Here is a 16422-nt window from a genome sequence, read left to right on the forward strand (position 1 = left end):
AAGGTGATTTTCGATGCGAAGAACGAAAATAGTCTGCACCATTGGACCTGCGAGCGAATCGCTGGACATGCTCAAGGCCCTCATTCGCGCAGGCATGGACGTGGCACGGTTGAACTTTTCGCATGGTACATACGAGGAGCACGAGGTGCGAATTCGCCGGATTCGACAGGCCGCAGCCGAGGTCGGTAAACACGTCGGCATCATGCTGGACATCAAGGGGCCGAAAATCCGCACGGGAAAGATTCAAGGTGGAGCCGTGGAACTCGTTGAAGGAAACCTGATCACGCTCACGACGGATCCCTTGGAGTACGGCACTGCGGAACGCGTTTGGATTTCCTACGAGGGGCTTGTCGAAGACGTGTATCCGGGGGCACCCATCCGGATTGACGACGGATTGATTGGCCTGGTCGTCGAAAAGGTGGAAGGACACGACATCGTCTGCCGCGTCACCAACGGTGGCACGCTGAAGGACAGAAAGGGCATCAACGTGCCGGGCGTGACGTTGCGCATTCCGGGCGTTACGGAGAAGGATCAGGCGGACATTCGCTTTGGCATTCAGCAAGGAGTGGATCTGATTGCCGCATCCTTCGTGCGGAAGGCGGCGGACATTTTTGAGGTTCGTAAAATCCTCGAGGAATACAACTACGAAGCCGACATTATTGCCAAGATTGAAACGCAGGAAGGCCTTGAACGGCTGGAAGAGATTATCGAAGTGGCCGACGGCATCATGGTTGCTCGCGGCGACCTTGGCGTCGAGATTCCCACGGAGGAAGTACCGCTGGCGCAAAAACGCATGATCTCGCTCTGCAACCGAGCTGGCAAACCAGTCATTACGGCGACGCAGATGCTTGACTCGATGCAGCGCAACCCGCGCCCGACGCGAGCCGAAGCGAGCGACGTTGCGAACGCGATTTTCGATGGTACCGATGCCATCATGTTGAGTGGCGAAACGGCCGCGGGCAAGTACCCGCTGGAATCGGTGCAAACCATGGCGCAAATCGCCATCCGTGCGGAACAGGCACTTTGTAATCAGGAAGTCAGTGACCGTCACGCGACGACGGTGGAGCGCACCGTCACTGACGTAATTGGGCACGCGGTTCAAGCCATGGCTGCAGAACTTGGTGTGTCGACCATCGTCACTGCCACGACCTCTGGCCACTCGGCGAGGATGATTTCCAAGCACCGTCCACGTACGTTCATCGTGGCGGCGACGCCGAAGGCGGAGGTTGCGCGGCGACTCGCTGTGGTCTGGGGCGTGTACCCGGTAGTCGTCCGGGAGAGCAAAACCACAGACGAGGTGTTGGAAGTCGCCGTGGAAGGGGCACTGGACGCCGGCTACGCGCGACATGGCGACATGGTGCTCGTCATCGCCGGTGTGCCTGTGGGTCAACAAGGCACCACAAACCTCATCAAAGTGCACACCATCGGCGACGTGGTCGTCCAGGGGACCGGCATTGGCCAGTACGCCGTCAGTGGTAAAGCGGTGGTCTCTAACGACAACAACGAACTGTTGAAACGCGTGTCGGAAGGGGATATTCTCGTCACCTACGCTACAGACAAGGACCTCATGCCCGCTGTGGAGCGCGCCGCAGCCATCATCACGGAAGAGGGCGGCTTGACGTCCCATGCGGCAGTTGTCGGCGTGACGCTCGGTAAACCTGTCATTGTAGGTGCCGAAGGCGCCGTGGAGAAAGTGGAAGACGGCTTACTCATTACTGTGGATCCGCAACGCGGTCTTGTCTACCGCGGACGCGCGCAGGTTTTGTAATCAGAAGTACTGACGGTAGGCGGGTGCCTCTCGGACACCCGCCGCTTCACGCCTCCTCTTGCACTCATACTGTGTAGTGTTCTTATCCGTGCACAGAAAGAGACAAGCAGAGGAGGTTATTCATATGGGTATAGGCATCATCGCCGGTAATCTGGCCATGTTGGTCACCCTGCTCGCCGTGCTCGCCTTGATTGGACTCAATATCGTCGTCAACCTGTTCCTCAGTCTTCGGGGAAGAGCAGACTTCGAAAATCTGGCCAGCACCGCAACGCAGCCAGTTCTCTATGACGTTTTTCCGCTCTTGTTATTGGCCATCCTAACGACCGTTGACCCGTCGCACTTCCTGGTTCTCATTTGGTACTACGTGGCAGCTGTCCTGGTCGCCATTCGGACCCTGCTTGGATTGGCCCGTGTCATGAAGGCGTAATCGAGCATTGCAAAACATCTGTGCCGTGATGCCCCTTGTCGCCGACTGCGCGACGAGGGGTGCTTTGTCTGAGAGTGGTACGTACCGTATGCTGCGTTCTGCCCCCGGACAGATTGCGGTTTTACATAACCCTTACAAAGGGTATACGTACGCGTAACGTGACTGTGGTTTTGTAAACATGAGGCGTTTTACGATGTACAGCGCGCAACGAGGGGATGACGACATGGCTGAGCACAGAAGAACGAAAGTATGGGCGCACCGAGGGTACTCTTCCACGTATCCGGAGAATACCATGCCAGCATTTCAAGCGGCGCTCGACATCGGAGTGGACGGCATTGAGTTCGATATTCACCTCACAAAGGACGGTCACATTGTCGTGCACCACGATGAACAGGTGGATAGGACCTCCAATGGAAGTGGATGGATACGGGATTTGACGCTGGAAGAAATTCAGCGTTTGGACGCCGGGAGTTGGTTTGGTCCAGCATTCGCAGGGACGCGGATACCTACGCTGGAGGCGGTGCTCCGTCTCATTGCTGATTCGAAGCGCACGGTGGAAGTGAATATAGAGAGAAAGGCAGGCATGGTCGCGTATCCAGGTCTCGAAGAACAGGCGTGGCAGATGGTGTGTGCGTACGGCTTGACGAATCAGGTGATTTTCTCATCGTTTAACCACTTCGTGCTCCGCGACCTGAAATCGGCCCATCCAGAGGCCAAAATTGGTCTGCTGTACATGGAAGGCCTCGTCAATCCGTGGGTGTACGCAAAGCATCTGGATGCAACCGCCATTCATCCGTTCTACCTCTCCATTGACCGCGAAGTGGTCGAAGGCACGCGTAACTGCGGCATCGCAGTGCATACATTTACTGTCGACGATGTGGAGTCGGCAGAGCGCCTCATGCGCTGGGGGGTGGATGCCATCATTACCGATGACCCCGCAGTCATGCTGCAGGTGGTGGGACACCCGAACGCGCACGCAGCAGCACGGGGAGTGTAAAGAAGGTGACTCTGCACGAAGTTGCGTCCGTCAAGCAATCCCCATATAATATTGAGCAAAACTTGCATCTCAACAGGCTGTGACGAGGAAGAGTACGCATGTCAGCGCCTTTCCAGAGAGTCGGGATGGTGGAAACCGGCAAGAGCAGCGTGCGGAATGGACCTTTGAGCCAGCGTTCTGAACCCGATAAGGCAGTAGGAACGTTCGATTGCCGTCGTTATCCGGCACCTTTCCAGCGTGGAAAGGAAACAAGGCGCGCGGCCCAGGCCTCTATCCGGGTTGCGAAGTTGGGTGGCACCGCGGAATCACGTCCGTCCCATGGTATGGGAATCGGGCGTTTTTTATTGACAGCGATTTGCAAAATCACGACGACGAACGGGTTCAGCACGGAAATTGGCAAAACGCAGGCAACATCTCGTCGTGCTGAACCACTCCATTGGAATTTTGCCAATCGCTCACTGCACCTCTCAGACGAAGAAGGAGTGGATCTTATGACCAAACGTGTGTTTTCTGGCATCCAACCGAGCGGTACGCTCACCATAGGCAATTACCTTGGTGCCATGAAAAATTTCGTCAAGTTGCAAGGGGAAGCCGACTGTTTGTTCTGCGTGGTAGACCTGCACGCCATCACGGTTCCTCAAGATCCGGCAGCGCTGCGGGAGAACACCATCAACCTCGCGGCACTCTACCTGGCAGCAGGAATCAATCCGCAGCAGGCGACCTTGTTTGTGCAGTCGCATGTTCCAGCTCACGCAGAACTGGGTTGGATTTTACAGTGCGTGGTCCACTACGGGGAACTGGGGCGTATGACGCAGTTTAAGGACAAGTCTGCGCAGCGCGACGTGGTGACTGCAGGTTTGTTCACCTATCCCGCACTGATGGCGGCGGACATCTTGCTGTATCAGACAGATCTGGTTCCCGTGGGCGAAGATCAGAAGCAGCACTTGGAACTGACGCGCGACCTTGCAGAACGGTTTAACCAGCGGTACGGCGAGACGTTTGTCATCCCTGACGTATATATCCCGAAAATCGGCGGTCGCATCATGAGCTTGGAAGATCCCACGAAGAAGATGAGCAAGAGCGATGCCAGTGCCGGCGCATATATTTCCATGTTGGATACGCCCGATGTCATTCGCAAGAAGATTTCGCGCGCCGTCACCGACTCGGGACGTGAGGTTCGATTTGACAAAGAAAACAAGGCGGCTGTCAGCAACTTACTGACCATCTACTCCCTCTGTGCCAACGTAAGCATTGCAGAGTTGGAGGCGCGATACGAGGGGAAAGGGTACGGTCAGTTCAAAAAGGACTTGGCGGAAGTCGTCGTCAGCGAACTGGAACCGATTCAGGCGCGCTACCGTGAGTTGCTCGCGACGGGAGAGATTCTCGACGTGTTGCGGGACGGAGCGGAGCGAGCTGCGGCCAGAGCGGAAGCCACGCTGAAAACCGTGAAGGAACGGCTTGGCTTTGTTCTGTAAAGAGTCAGTCGTCATATAAGGAGAGATCTGGGCCGCCTGTGGCGGCCTGATTCTCTTGTATGCTATGGATTTCTCGCACCTATTTCTGAAGTGTGGTATGATTTCTGGTGGTACGGGAAAGCGTTCGTGAAGATTCCGTCCACACTACAGCGTTGGATTGCTCGGTAAGTGAGTTGGAAAGTGCCACGCTGGACAGAGGAGGACCTCAGGATGGTACAGTTCAAGCAGTATCAGCCTCCGACAGTCGGAGAACCTATCACGTTGCGGAACGGTGCACTGAACGTTCCGGATCATCCTATTATTCCTTTCATCGAAGGGGACGGCACCGGACCAGACATCTGGGCAGCCTCCAAGCGCGTCTTTGACGCGGCCGTCGAGAAAGCGTATGGTGGTAAGCGCAAGATTGCCTGGTACGAAGTGTATGCTGGAGAAAAGGCTTTCAACAAGTTCGGTGAGTGGTTGCCGGAAGATACGCTGACGGCGCTGTCCGAATATATCGTGAGCATCAAGGGACCATTGACGACACCAGTGGGTGGCGGTATTCGGTCTCTCAACGTTGCGCTGAGACAAGAACTGGACCTGTACGTTTGCCAGCGCCCAGTTCGCTACTTCAACGGGGTTCCTTCCCCTGTAAAGCATCCTGAACTCGTAGACATGGTAATTTTCCGGGAGAACTCGGAGGACATTTATGCGGGTGTCGAGTGGCAGGAAGGCACACCGGAAGTTCGCAAGGTGATTGAGTTCCTGCAGCATGAAATGGGCGTGAAGAAAATCCGCTTCCCGGAAACGTCCGGCATTGGCATTAAGCCGGTATCCCGCGAAGGCTCGGAGCGCCTCGTTCGGGCGGCGATTGAGTACGCGTTGCGCCACGGCCGGAAGAGCGTGACCCTCGTCCACAAGGGGAACATCATGAAGTTCACGGAAGGCGCATTCAAGAACTGGGGGTACGAGCTCGCAGAACGAGAATACGCCGACAAGGTCTTCACCTGGGCGCAGTACGACAAAATCAAGGCGGAACAAGGCCAGGCAGCTGCGGATCAAGCGCAGAAAGAGGCAGAGCAAAGCGGCAAGCTCATTGTCAAGGACGTCATTGCCGATGCCTTCTTGCAACAAATTTTGACTCGCCCAGCGGAATACGACGTCATCGCGACGCTCAATTTGAACGGTGACTACGTATCAGACGCGCTGGCTGCACAAGTCGGCGGTATCGGGATTGCACCTGGGGCAAACATTAACTATGTCACGGGTCACGCTGTCTTCGAGGCGACGCACGGCACAGCGCCGAAGTATGCGGGCCTGGATAAAGTCAACCCTGGTTCCGTCATCCTGTCCGGCGTCATGATGTTTGAGTACCTCGGATGGAAAGAAGCTGCAGATCTGATTACAGCCGCATTGGAGAAAACCATTGCCCAAAAGACGGTCACGTACGACTTTGCCCGTCTGATGGAAGGGGCTACGGAAGTCAAGACATCTCAATTTGCGGATGCCATCATCGCGAACTTTTAAGTAGTTATCTTCGACAGGCAGACATTTGTTGACGCTTGCACGAATGCGTTTCCAAGCGCCGTGACACAAGGATTGTGTACAAGTATTTTTGCAAAGCACCCAACCTATCAGCGGCTTGCAAAGTGCAACGACCTCTCGTCGTGCAGAACCACTCTCGTGGAATTTTGCAAGTCGCTTAGACAAACATGCGTGTCCGAAAAGTGGACAAGGCAAGAGCACTTGCCCCTTTTCGGATAACCTGAAAAGGTGGAGGGGAATCAGCCCATGATCAAACGCAGGAAGATCTCAGTCATCGGTGCAGGTTTCACAGGCGCGACCACGGCACTCATGCTCGCGATGAAGGAACTGGGCGACGTGGTATTGCTCGACATTCCGCAGATGGAGAATCCGACGAAAGGGAAGGCGCTCGATATGCTCGAAGCGACGCCTGTGGTCGGATCTGACGTGCACATCATTGGAACGTCCAGCTACGAAGACACGGCCAATTCCGACTTGGTCATCATCACCGCTGGGGTTGCCCGGAAGCCGGGTATGAGCCGCGACGATTTGGTCAACACCAACGCGGGGATTGTGAAGTCTGTCACTGAGCAGGTCGTAAAGTTCTCGCCGGACGCAGTGCTCATCGTTTTGAGCAACCCGGTGGACGCAATGACCTACGTGGCGTACAAAGCATCTGGGTTCCCGAAGAATCGTGTCATTGGTCAAGCTGGCGTGCTTGACACTGCGCGCTTCCGCACGTTCGTTGCAGAAGAGCTCAGCGTGTCTGTGGAGGACGTCTCCGGTTTCGTGCTTGGCGTGCACGGGGACGACATGGTTCCGTTGATTCGTTACTCTTATGTCGGCGGCATTCCGCTTGAAAAATTGCTCCCGAAAGACCGCATTGACGCAATTGTGGAACGTACGCGCAAAGGCGGCGGCGAAATCGTCAACCTGCTGGGCAATGGCAGCGCGTACTATGCTCCGGGCGCATCCTTGGTAGAAATGGCGGAAGCCATCCTCAAAGACAAGCGTCGCCTGTTGCCATCCATTGCGCTGCTGGAAGGTGAATTCGGTTACAAAGACCTGTTCCTCGGCGTTCCGACGATTCTCGGCGGAAACGGCATTGAAAAAATCGTGGAGATTGAACTTCTGCCCGAAGAAAAGGCTGCGCTGGACAAGTCTGCGGAATCGGTCCGCAACGTCATCAACGTCGTCAAAGCGGGTCGGTAATTCGGCGCGTTCCAAATACATCATCAACAGGGGCTGCCTGCGCTTCGCAGGCAGCTTTTTTCATGACTTTGGCTCGGCGTACCCGGTGCACGAACAGCGGGCGCCGACGCACGGGTGTGTTACAATGGGGGAGATGGGCGGAAGCCGTTCTTGGGCCGCGTCCAGTCGAACACTTCCCAGAGTGGGGTGCTCCATGACTGAAGATCGAAAAACCAAACTGATGCTGATTGACGGAAACAGCATTACTTATCGCGCCTTTTTCGCGCTGCCTTCGCTGTCCAACGCGGAAGGGCAGTTTACCAACGCCGTCTACGGCTTTACGCAAATGCTGTTACGCATGCTCCAGGATGAACAACCGACACACGTAGCGGTAGCGTTTGACGCAGGAAAACAGACGTTTCGCCACGCTGTGTATGAAGAATACAAGGGTACGCGGCAGAAGACGCCGAGTGAGCTTTCTGAACAATTTCCGCTCGTCAAGGACGTCCTCGCCGCCTTTGGCATTCCAGCGCTCGAACTAGGGAACTACGAGGCGGACGACATCATTGGGACGTTGTCGCGTCTGGCAGACGCGGCGGGGATACAGACGCTGATTGTTTCCGGGGACAAGGACCTGTTGCAATTGGTGTCCGATAACGTACATGCGGCCTTGACGCGAAAGGGCATTACGGAAGTCGATTACTACACGCCCAAAGGTGTGCATGAGCGTTTCGGGCTGACCCCGCAACAAATCATCGACTTGAAGGGACTCATGGGAGATTCCTCGGACAACATCCCTGGCGTTCCAGGGATTGGTGAAAAGACAGCCATCAAACTGTTGAAAGCCTACCCGAGTGTCGAAGAGGTGCTTTCTCATATTGAGGAGATCTCTGGCGCTAAGCTGAAGGAACGGTTGACAACGTACAAAGATCAGGCCATCATGTCCAAACAACTCGCGACCATTCACCGCAACGTGCCGCTTGAGTGGACACTGGACGACCTTCAATATCATGGGTACGACTCGGAAGCGGTCCGCAAAGTGTTCCAGAAACTCGGATTCAAATCGTTGTTGGATAAGGTCGCTGATGGAGATGACACTGCCGTTGCCGACGCGGCTGTGGCGGTTAAAGCCTCTGCTTTCCAGGATGTTGTGAACATCACGACAAAGCGGGCGTTTACAGAGTTCTGGGGTCAATTGACAGATCCCGTGGGCATTATCCCAGTCTGTGACTCGGACGACTATCACACTGCCACGCTGCTCGGGTTCGCCATTGGGACCAAGGATACCTGCGCGTACATCTCGTTTACGGGCGAACTAGAGTTTACCGACGTGAAAGAGATCTGGTCGTCTGATTACGAGAAAGTGGTATTCGACCTGAAGCAACTGATTGTGCTTCTCGATGGACACGGTATGACCTTGCAACCCGGAGACACCTGGTTTGACGTCTTGGTGGCCGGATACCTGCTCAATCCGTCGGATGGCGAGTCCACCCTGACCGATATCGTCGAACGGGAACTGAACCGCAGAATTGTGGTACCGAAGCACGGTGAACCGGGGCGCGAAGCAGCGCTGGCGCTCCTCGCAGGTACGTTGCCGGAACTGAAGGTGCACATGGCCAATGCGCTCTCGGCGCAGGAGCTGGATGATCTCTGCTACAAGGTGGAGATACCACTCGAGTTTTGCCTCGCGCGGATGGAAGTGCTTGGATTTCACGTGAATGAGGAGAAACTGAAGGCACTCGGACGGGAACTGTCCGAGCAGCTGGAGGCGTTGACAAAACAGATTTACGAACTCGCCGGTACCGAGTTCAACATCAACTCTCCCAAGCAGCTCGGTGAAATCCTGTTTGACAAGCTTGGACTACCTGCCATGAAAAAGACGAAAACCGGGTACTCCACCAGTGCCGACGTGTTGGAGAAGCTCGCGCCATATCACGAGATTGTCGCCAAGATCCTTGAATTCAGGCAACTGGGGAAACTGCTGTCCACGTACGTGGAAGGTCTTCTCAAGGTCATTCGACCCGAGACAAAACGCGTTCACACGCGCTTCCATCAGGCGTTGACTGCCACAGGGCGGCTGTCCAGCACAGAACCGAATTTGCAGAACATCCCTATTCGAATGGAAGAGGGGCGTAAACTGCGGAAGGTGTTTGAACCCACCTATCGGGACTGGATCATCCTGTCTGCCGACTACTCGCAAATTGAATTGCGGATTCTCGCGCACCTCTCTGGGGATGAAGCGCTGATTGAGGCGTTCCGGAACGACTATGACATCCACACCAGTACCGCGGCGACTGTGTTTGGCGTACCTCTGGACGAAGTCACGCCGACCATGCGGCGTCAGGCCAAAGCCGTGAACTTCGGGATTGTCTACGGCATCAGCGACTATGGGTTGTCGCAAAACCTCGGTATTTCGCGGGCGCAGGCCGCGAAGTTTATTGAAGACTACTTTGCCAAGTTCCCTGGTGTCGCCCGCTACATGCATGAAATCGTGGAGACGGCTCGCAAGCAGGGATATGTCACCACGTTGCTGAATCGTCGCAGGTATTTGCCGGACATTCACAGCCGAAACTACAACGTGCGCAGCTTTGCCGAGCGCACGGCGATGAACACCCCCATTCAGGGATCCGCCGCTGACGTGATCAAGCTCGCCATGGTGCATATTGACGAAGCGCTGCGTACGAGCGACCTGAAAGCTCGGATGTTGTTGCAGGTTCACGACGAATTGATCTTTGAATGCCCAGAAGTTGAACTCGAAGCACTCTCTGACCTCGTGCGGGAAAACATGGAAAATGCCGTCACGTTGAATGTGCCCTTGAAGGTAGACATCAACGCTGGGCCGACGTGGTACGATGCGAAGTAGGAGGCAGAACATTGCCAGAGTTGCCCGAGGTTGAAAACGTACGGAGAAGTTTAGAATCCCTGGTTGTTGGCAAGACCATTCAACATGTGGACGTTCGTCTGCCGCGCATTGTCCGCACGCCTGACGACGTGCGGCAGTTTGAATTCATGCTCAGCGGTTGCACCATCGAGGGTGTGGGCCGCCGCGGCAAGTACCTGTTGTTCGACGTTCCACCGTATACGCTGGTTTCGCACCTGCGCATGGAAGGTCAGTACCGACTCGCAGAGCGTGGCGAGGAAACGGCACCCCACACCCATGTGGTGTTCACATTTACCGACGGGACGGAGTTGCGGTATCGGGATGTCCGGCAGTTCGGCACCATGGACCTCATCGGGCCAGGTGAACCGCTTCCGAAAGGGTTGCAATCCCTTGGGTTGGAACCGTTCGATCCACAGCTGGACCCACACACGCTCTACCAACGCATTCACCACCGCACCGCGCCCATCAAAGCCGTACTGTTGGACCAAAGCGTCCTCGCCGGACTCGGTAACATCTACGTCGACGAGGCGTTGTTTCGCGCCGGTATTCATCCTGAGCGTCCCGCCAACCGCCTGACCAAGGCGCAGTGCGAACGCTTGCTTGGGGTCATCCGGGATGTGTTGCAGGAGGCGATTGACGCGGGCGGATCGTCCATTAAATCGTACGTGAACGGGTACGGCCGGCACGGCGCTTTCCAAATGGCATTGAACGTCTACGGACGAGACGGCGAACCGTGCCGAGTGTGTGGAACAGAGATTGTCAAACTTCGCGTGGCCGGGCGTGGGACTCACGTCTGTCCCGTCTGTCAGATGCGCCCTCGCAAGCGTAGGACATCGCACAAGACAAGAAATGGTACACTGCTGCGAACAACAGGGGAGAAGGAGTTTGAAGCGTGAGCGTGATTGTTGGACTCACAGGCGGCATTGCAACGGGGAAAAGTACTGTGACCAAAATGCTTCGCGACCTAGGCGCGTACGTCGTGGATGCAGATGTCTGGGCGAGACGCGTGGTGGAACCTGGTTCACGTGGCTTAAAGGAGATTGTGGAATCGTTTGGCGAGAACGTCTTGAATCCCGACGGGACGCTGAATCGACAAGCGCTTGGAGCCATTGTGTTTCACGACGCCCAAGCGCGCCAGCGGTTGAATGCCATCACCCATCCGAAAGTAAGGGAAGGAATGAAGCAGGAAACGGCAGAATACGTTCGTACGCATCCTGGCGAGCCCGTGGTGTGGGACGTGCCCTTGCTCTTTGAGGGGGAGACACATCGTCTGGTCGATACCACCATCCTCGTGTATGTCGACGAGGCTACACAACTGGCTCGTTTGATGGCACGTGACGGGCTCACCGAACAGGATGCCACTGCGAGAATCCGAGCGCAGATGCCGATTGAAGACAAGCGAAAACTTGCCGATTACATCATTGACAATCGAGGAACAACCGAACAGACCAGAGAGCAGGTGGCACGTATATGGCAAATCCTCCGCAGTCAAGCAGTGGATCAGCATTGAGAGTCTTTGTCTTGAATCGACGCGTGCTGTTGTCCATTGTACTGCTTGTCTGTGTAGTATGGCTGATAACGTCAAATACATTCTGGCGCTGGATGTATCCGATTAGCTACCAAAACACCATCCAGAGTTCAGCGTCTTCCGCCCATGTCGATCCACTCCTCGTCGCCAGCGTCATCCACGTGGAGAGCAAGTACAAGACGCAAGACGTGTCTCACGCTGGCGCCATTGGGCTCATGCAGCTTATGCCTGACACGGCACAGTGGATTGCCGGAAAGATGTCGACCACTGGAACTTATCTTGGCTACAACGCCAGCAGTCAGAATTCTGACTTGGCCCAGCCGAATCTCAATATTCAGCTGGGTTGCTGGTACATCCGGTACCTGACAGACCAGTTCCACGGCAATCAAGTGGCTGCTATCGCTGCGTATAACGCCGGCCCCAAGCGCGTGAAGGAATGGCTTCGCGACGGCACCTGGAACGGCGAACTGCAAACCATCAACAGCATTCCGGTGGGCGAAACGCGCCACTTCGTGGACCGCGTCTTCTACAACTACAATTTGTACAAGCGGATATACGGGCTTGACGCACAATGGCAAGATCGGTTGAAATAACCAAGTCGGATGAGGTTGACATGTCCCCCAGTCATCCGTATAATCAAATTCGTTGGCTGTTCGGTGGAAAGTCCTCCGTCGGGCGGTCAGCCATCATGTCGGGGTGGCGGAATTGGCAGACGCGCACGTTTGAGGGGCGTGTGGGTTTTCCCGTACGGGTTCAAGTCCCGTCCTCGACACCAAATCGAGATAAAGGACCCTGGTATTTTACCAGGGTCCTTTATCATATTGTGCGGTCCACTCATGATGTTTGATATGGGGCGAAGCGGAGCGGATGCTCCACAAGCCCCGATATCGCTTTACTGACTTGACACGTGGTTATGATGCCGAAACCGCAGTATCGATACCGATAAGATAAGGAAAATGAGAACGCAAATCACCGGAGCAATTGACTGTAATATCGAGCTCCAGGGGGTATTTTGGAAAATGGGATCTTCCGCAAACATGCTTCCGGCAATCCAAGCAATATAAGTGGATGCAGCGTAGATAATCCACGAGAATTTCTCCATGAGGTTTGCGATGAAATGACTCCCAACGACGAGAAATGGAATGGTGATGAGTAGGCCGACCAAAAGAACACTCATTCTTCCGTTTGCAGCACCTATCATCGCCATCGCATTGTCAAGTTCCATGCCCAAATCAGCAATCGCAATGGTTCCAATCGCTTGATACAAACTCGCTGACTGAGCAACGTTAGATGGCGTTTCTTGAGAGGATGGCTTGATCCTATCGATTGTTAACTTGATGGCAATACACATGAACAAAAGCCCCGCGATGCTCTTTAAAATCGGGAGTTTTACGACATAAGATCCTATCGCAATAAACACGATTAATAATAGAATGGCCATAATACTGCCAAGCACAATGGCCTTTTTTCGCAGCGAGTGGGGCAGCCTACTCGCTGCCATGGAAATGGCAAGCGCGTTGTCTCCAGACAGGATAAGGTTTATCAGTATGACGTTACAAAGAAGAATGAACCAACTCACAGATTCTCACCTCATGATTCTTTTCGGGTATGATAAATGCAAAAAACGAGACTCACAGCCCAATTTAGGGACTGTAAGTCTCGCTCATGACCGATGTTGCTCTCGGTATCATGTAAGACGCCGGGCTCAAGCCGTATTGACGACGTTCTTATCCGCGATCCATTCTGATTCGCGGCAGCTACTCCCTTACAATGCTAGCAGACGTTGTTCTGTTCGCCTCAGTTATAATAGATTCCCGTCCATCCAATGTCAAGGTGTAGGCTGTACGGAGGCTCGAAACCTTTCCTTAAAGAAGTCAGCGTAACAAAGGGACAGTTTCTTTGAGCGCACGTGATCTGTTATATCTGGACTAACAAGCGGGAGGGGAAACGAGATGAGTTTAAGCATCAGAACTGCGAATTTATCAGATTACTCTGCATTCTACCGTGTCGCTCATGAAGTGCATGAACATCATGTTGAAGCAATTCCTGATGTTTTTCAGAGCGTTGACGTTGTCGTCTCAGAAAATGACTTCGCTCAACTGGTACACGGCGATGACTCCGATGTATATGTAGCGGAATGCAATGCGAGCTGACACGAAGATGGTATTCGACCCAATTGTGATGGGCAGAGAAATCTGGTCGTCAAAGAGTAGTTATACGCAAACAAATTTTCTTATTTTCCTCTGGATAGGAGTTTGATTCCTTTGATGATGGTCGTATTGGCTACTGTATTTTTTCTCTTGTTTTTAAGTGGTGCTTTTCACCTATTACAGGCTGCGTGGTACCTAAGAGAAGGGACAAATCGAAACTCATTTCTTACGAAAGGTATGATTGGCATAGGTTTGATGGTCATCGCGTTGTTAGTTCCTTATATGGTGATGTTTTATATGGGGTTAAATGGGACCAATGCTTAATAAGCGCAGATATAGTGGGTGTTTGATGAATGAGTTGCACGTCCAAGGATTGCACGTTAACACCGGGACATTTTAACATTTCTGTTGAAGCCAAAGGAGCGGAGGTAGGTCGTATGAATGAAGAAATCGGTTTTATTGGGCTGGGCAAGATGGGACAGCCGATGGTCATGAATTTGCTTAAAGCGGGTTTTACAGTGAAGGTCTACAATCGAACGCCAGATAAAGCAAAGGATGTTGTGGCTGCTGGTGCGCAGCAGGTGTACCGTCCATCAGATGTAGTAAAAACGGGTGGCATTGTCATCACCATGGTGGCGAACGATGAGGCACTAGAAAGCGTGGTACATGGAGATGACGGATTTGGTGAGAAACTGGGGCCTGGAGGTATTCATCTATCCATGAGTACCGTCTCCCCGGAGACCTCGCGTAAACTTGCAGCATATCATTATCAGCATGGTAGCCACTATGTCGCGTCCCCTGTTTTTGGTCGCCCAGAGGCTGCTGTAGCTCAGAAACTGTTTGTGCTGTCATCAGGCCCCAGTGAAGCAAAGGAGCGAGTGAAGCCAGTGCAGGAGGCGCTGGGGCAACGTGTTTTTGACATTGGCGAAGATCCTAGCAGTGCGAATGTAATCAAGCTAGGCGGAAATTTTATGATTATGGCAGCAATGGAGGCCATGGCCGAGTCTTTTAACCTGGCAGAGAAGAATGGGATTGACCGGAACTTGGCTGCGAAAGTGTATGCGTCCACTTTATTTAACTGTACCGTGTACCAGGGGTACGGCCAGATGATTGCCAAGAAGGTGTTTGAACCTGCAGGTTTTCAGCTGGCGCTGGGCCTCAAGGATTGCAACCTGGTCTTAGAGGAAGCGAATGCCACGAAAACGCCAATGCCATTGGCTAGTTTATTACATGACCGTCTGCTCTCCTCTGTAGCGAAAGGTCGCGAAAATCAGGATTGGTCCGCTCTTACAATGATTGCTTCGGAAGAAGCAGGATTAGAATAGTTCGTTTTATTGAAGGGCCGACCGTTAGCTGTCCATGTGCGAAGTAAGCTCCCAGGATGCCCTGGGAGCTTACTGACGAGGCCAAGCGTTCAGGCCTTCGCCAGGTAATCGGCGAGTTGGTCCAAGGTTCCGGCAAATCCCTTCTGAACCATATCGTGTGCCGCCTCAAAGGTCTTCAGTTCCTCCTCCGTCGCGGACAGGGGAACTCCACGCATTGTGAGCGTTGTTTTACCTTCATGTTCGGCGAATGTCCAGGTATTCAGGATTTCTAGAGGCCAGGTTTGATTAAAGGGAGCCCGCACCGTATTGCCTTCTTCATCGGAAAAGGAATTGGTGAAGACGAGCTTCTCCGGCTCCATGATTTCGCGATAGACAAATTTGCCCCACATTTCTTGGCCCTCAGGAGACCGCTGGCTGTAGTGAAAGACACCACCGGGGCGGAGATCTAACTTGGCGACATTCATCGTGTAACCTTTCGGAGCCCACCAGTGCGTCAGGTGCTCTGGCTCCGTAACTGCCTTGAATACAAGCTCGCGTGGCGCATCGAAGGTACGCGTGATAACCAGCTCGACTTGTTTAGACATTTCATTCCTCTCCTTTACATTTCATGACCGTAATATACCCTGATAGGAAAATTATTGCCAATGAACATAAGAGAAATTTTGATGTGATGTTATACGCTTGTCATCATGATACGAGACGGTAACGGGCAGTGGCAGTACATCGGGATGCTTGCCAAGGGGCTGGATCTGGGTGGATCATTACAAACAAGCGAAGCAACGGAAAAGTTCTTACAGTGGATGAGGCATTGAAGAAATCACTGCAATGGGATAACCAACAAGTTGAAACGATTCAGCAAGAGATGATTGACCTCGGTTACAATATATGTAAACGATTTGACGATTACAAGGTGTCTAGGAAGATTGGCATAGACGTGGGTGTAGATGCAGAGGGCAAGCTTTGGATGATTGAAGCCAACACTGGTCCTGGATGGACGCTGTTTGAGAAATTAGAGGATAGGTCCATCTACAATCGTATTAAAGCGATTCTAAGAGAATGTAAGGAAAAAGGTAAAGCTAGTCCAGAAAGTAGACACAACGAATAAGTAATCGGGACCCTGCATGGCTCCCCGGGACATGATTTGCAGTCTTCCCGCACCTCTCTAAATGTGATACCC

At 53.5% G+C, this 16422-nt stretch carries 16 protein-coding genes, 1 tRNA gene and 1 other annotated feature; of the genes, 15 read left to right on the forward strand and 2 right to left on the reverse strand.

Annotated features, from left to right (window positions below; genetic code table 11):
- The first annotated feature begins 13 nt into the window (after positions 1 to 13).
- From pyk to YWK_RS0107230, 11 genes are all read left to right on the forward strand, one after another.
- Entirely contained in the window at positions 14 to 1768 is a 1755-nt protein-coding gene (gene pyk, locus YWK_RS0107180) for a pyruvate kinase (RefSeq protein WP_026964268.1), read from the forward strand.
- A 124-nt stretch (positions 1769 to 1892) separates the two neighbouring features.
- Complete coding sequence (locus YWK_RS0107185) at positions 1893 to 2195, forward strand: hypothetical protein (protein ID WP_026964269.1); 303 nt, start codon at positions 1893 to 1895, stop codon at positions 2193 to 2195.
- A gap of 223 nt (positions 2196 to 2418) precedes the next feature.
- A complete protein-coding gene (locus YWK_RS18770) occupies positions 2419 to 3192 on the forward strand; it encodes a glycerophosphodiester phosphodiesterase (RefSeq protein ID WP_035466408.1) in 774 nt (257 codons plus the stop codon).
- 70 nt (positions 3193 to 3262) lie between these two features.
- Positions 3263 to 3514 (forward strand) — a binding site (T-box leader).
- Positions 3515 to 3683: 169 nt separating this feature from the next.
- Complete coding sequence (gene trpS, locus YWK_RS0107195) at positions 3684 to 4667, forward strand: tryptophan--tRNA ligase (RefSeq protein ID WP_026964270.1); 984 nt, start codon at positions 3684 to 3686, stop codon at positions 4665 to 4667.
- A gap of 210 nt (positions 4668 to 4877) precedes the next feature.
- Positions 4878 to 6173 (forward strand): NADP-dependent isocitrate dehydrogenase, encoded by a 1296-nt coding sequence (icd, locus tag YWK_RS0107200; RefSeq protein ID WP_026964271.1) that lies wholly within the window; start codon positions 4878 to 4880, stop codon positions 6171 to 6173.
- Positions 6174 to 6437: 264 nt separating this feature from the next.
- On the forward strand, positions 6438 to 7382 hold the full coding sequence (gene mdh, locus YWK_RS0107205; protein WP_026964272.1) for a malate dehydrogenase: 945 nt from the start codon (positions 6438 to 6440) through the stop codon (positions 7380 to 7382).
- A 193-nt stretch (positions 7383 to 7575) separates the two neighbouring features.
- Positions 7576 to 10224, forward strand: coding sequence for a DNA polymerase I (gene polA, locus YWK_RS0107210; protein WP_035466311.1), 2649 nt, complete (start codon positions 7576 to 7578; stop codon positions 10222 to 10224).
- Positions 10225 to 10235: 11 nt separating this feature from the next.
- A complete protein-coding gene (mutM, locus tag YWK_RS18775) occupies positions 10236 to 11138 on the forward strand; it encodes a DNA-formamidopyrimidine glycosylase (protein ID WP_084453541.1) in 903 nt (300 codons plus the stop codon).
- Complete coding sequence (gene coaE / locus YWK_RS0107220) at positions 11135 to 11752, forward strand: dephospho-CoA kinase (RefSeq protein WP_026964274.1); 618 nt, start codon at positions 11135 to 11137, stop codon at positions 11750 to 11752. The genes mutM and coaE overlap by 4 nt, the downstream gene beginning before the upstream one ends.
- A gap of 11 nt (positions 11753 to 11763) precedes the next feature.
- Positions 11764 to 12363 carry a lytic transglycosylase domain-containing protein gene (locus tag YWK_RS0107225; RefSeq protein WP_245578540.1) on the forward strand — a complete coding sequence of 200 codons (600 nt, stop codon included), beginning with the start codon at positions 11764 to 11766 and terminating at the stop codon, positions 12361 to 12363.
- Positions 12364 to 12460: 97 nt separating this feature from the next.
- Positions 12461 to 12545: transfer RNA gene (locus YWK_RS0107230), tRNA-Leu, on the forward strand.
- 117 nt (positions 12546 to 12662) lie between these two features.
- On the opposite strand, the gene YWK_RS18780 is transcribed toward YWK_RS0107230, so the two are convergent.
- Positions 12663 to 13349 carry a YjbE family putative metal transport protein gene (locus YWK_RS18780; protein WP_051375304.1) on the reverse strand — a complete coding sequence of 229 codons (687 nt, stop codon included), beginning with the start codon at positions 13347 to 13349 and terminating at the stop codon, positions 12663 to 12665.
- A gap of 373 nt (positions 13350 to 13722) precedes the next feature.
- Here YWK_RS18780 and YWK_RS0107240 point away from each other — a divergent pair, with 373 nt between their 5' ends.
- From YWK_RS0107240 to YWK_RS0107250, 3 genes are all read left to right on the forward strand, one after another.
- On the forward strand, positions 13723 to 13923 hold the full coding sequence (locus YWK_RS0107240) for a hypothetical protein (protein WP_026964276.1): 201 nt from the start codon (positions 13723 to 13725) through the stop codon (positions 13921 to 13923).
- Positions 13924 to 14034: 111 nt separating this feature from the next.
- Positions 14035 to 14244 (forward strand): hypothetical protein, encoded by a 210-nt coding sequence (locus YWK_RS0107245; protein ID WP_026964277.1) that lies wholly within the window; start codon positions 14035 to 14037, stop codon positions 14242 to 14244.
- A gap of 113 nt (positions 14245 to 14357) precedes the next feature.
- A complete protein-coding gene (locus YWK_RS0107250; protein WP_026964278.1) occupies positions 14358 to 15245 on the forward strand; it encodes an NAD(P)-dependent oxidoreductase in 888 nt (295 codons plus the stop codon).
- An 89-nt stretch (positions 15246 to 15334) separates the two neighbouring features.
- Here the strand turns inward: YWK_RS0107250 and YWK_RS0107255 are convergent, their stop codons facing one another.
- On the reverse strand, positions 15335 to 15829 hold the full coding sequence (locus YWK_RS0107255; RefSeq protein WP_026964279.1) for an SRPBCC family protein: 495 nt from the start codon (positions 15827 to 15829) through the stop codon (positions 15335 to 15337).
- 128 nt (positions 15830 to 15957) lie between these two features.
- On the opposite strand from YWK_RS0107255, the gene YWK_RS0107260 reads away from it, so the two are divergent.
- Complete coding sequence (locus YWK_RS0107260) at positions 15958 to 16350, forward strand: YheC/YheD family protein (protein WP_026964280.1); 393 nt, start codon at positions 15958 to 15960, stop codon at positions 16348 to 16350.
- Positions 16351 to 16422: the final 72 nt, after the last annotated feature.

Source organism: Alicyclobacillus pomorum DSM 14955 (assembly GCF_000472905.1).
GTDB classification, from domain to species: Bacteria; Bacillota; Bacilli; order Alicyclobacillales; family Alicyclobacillaceae; genus Alicyclobacillus_A; species Alicyclobacillus_A pomorum.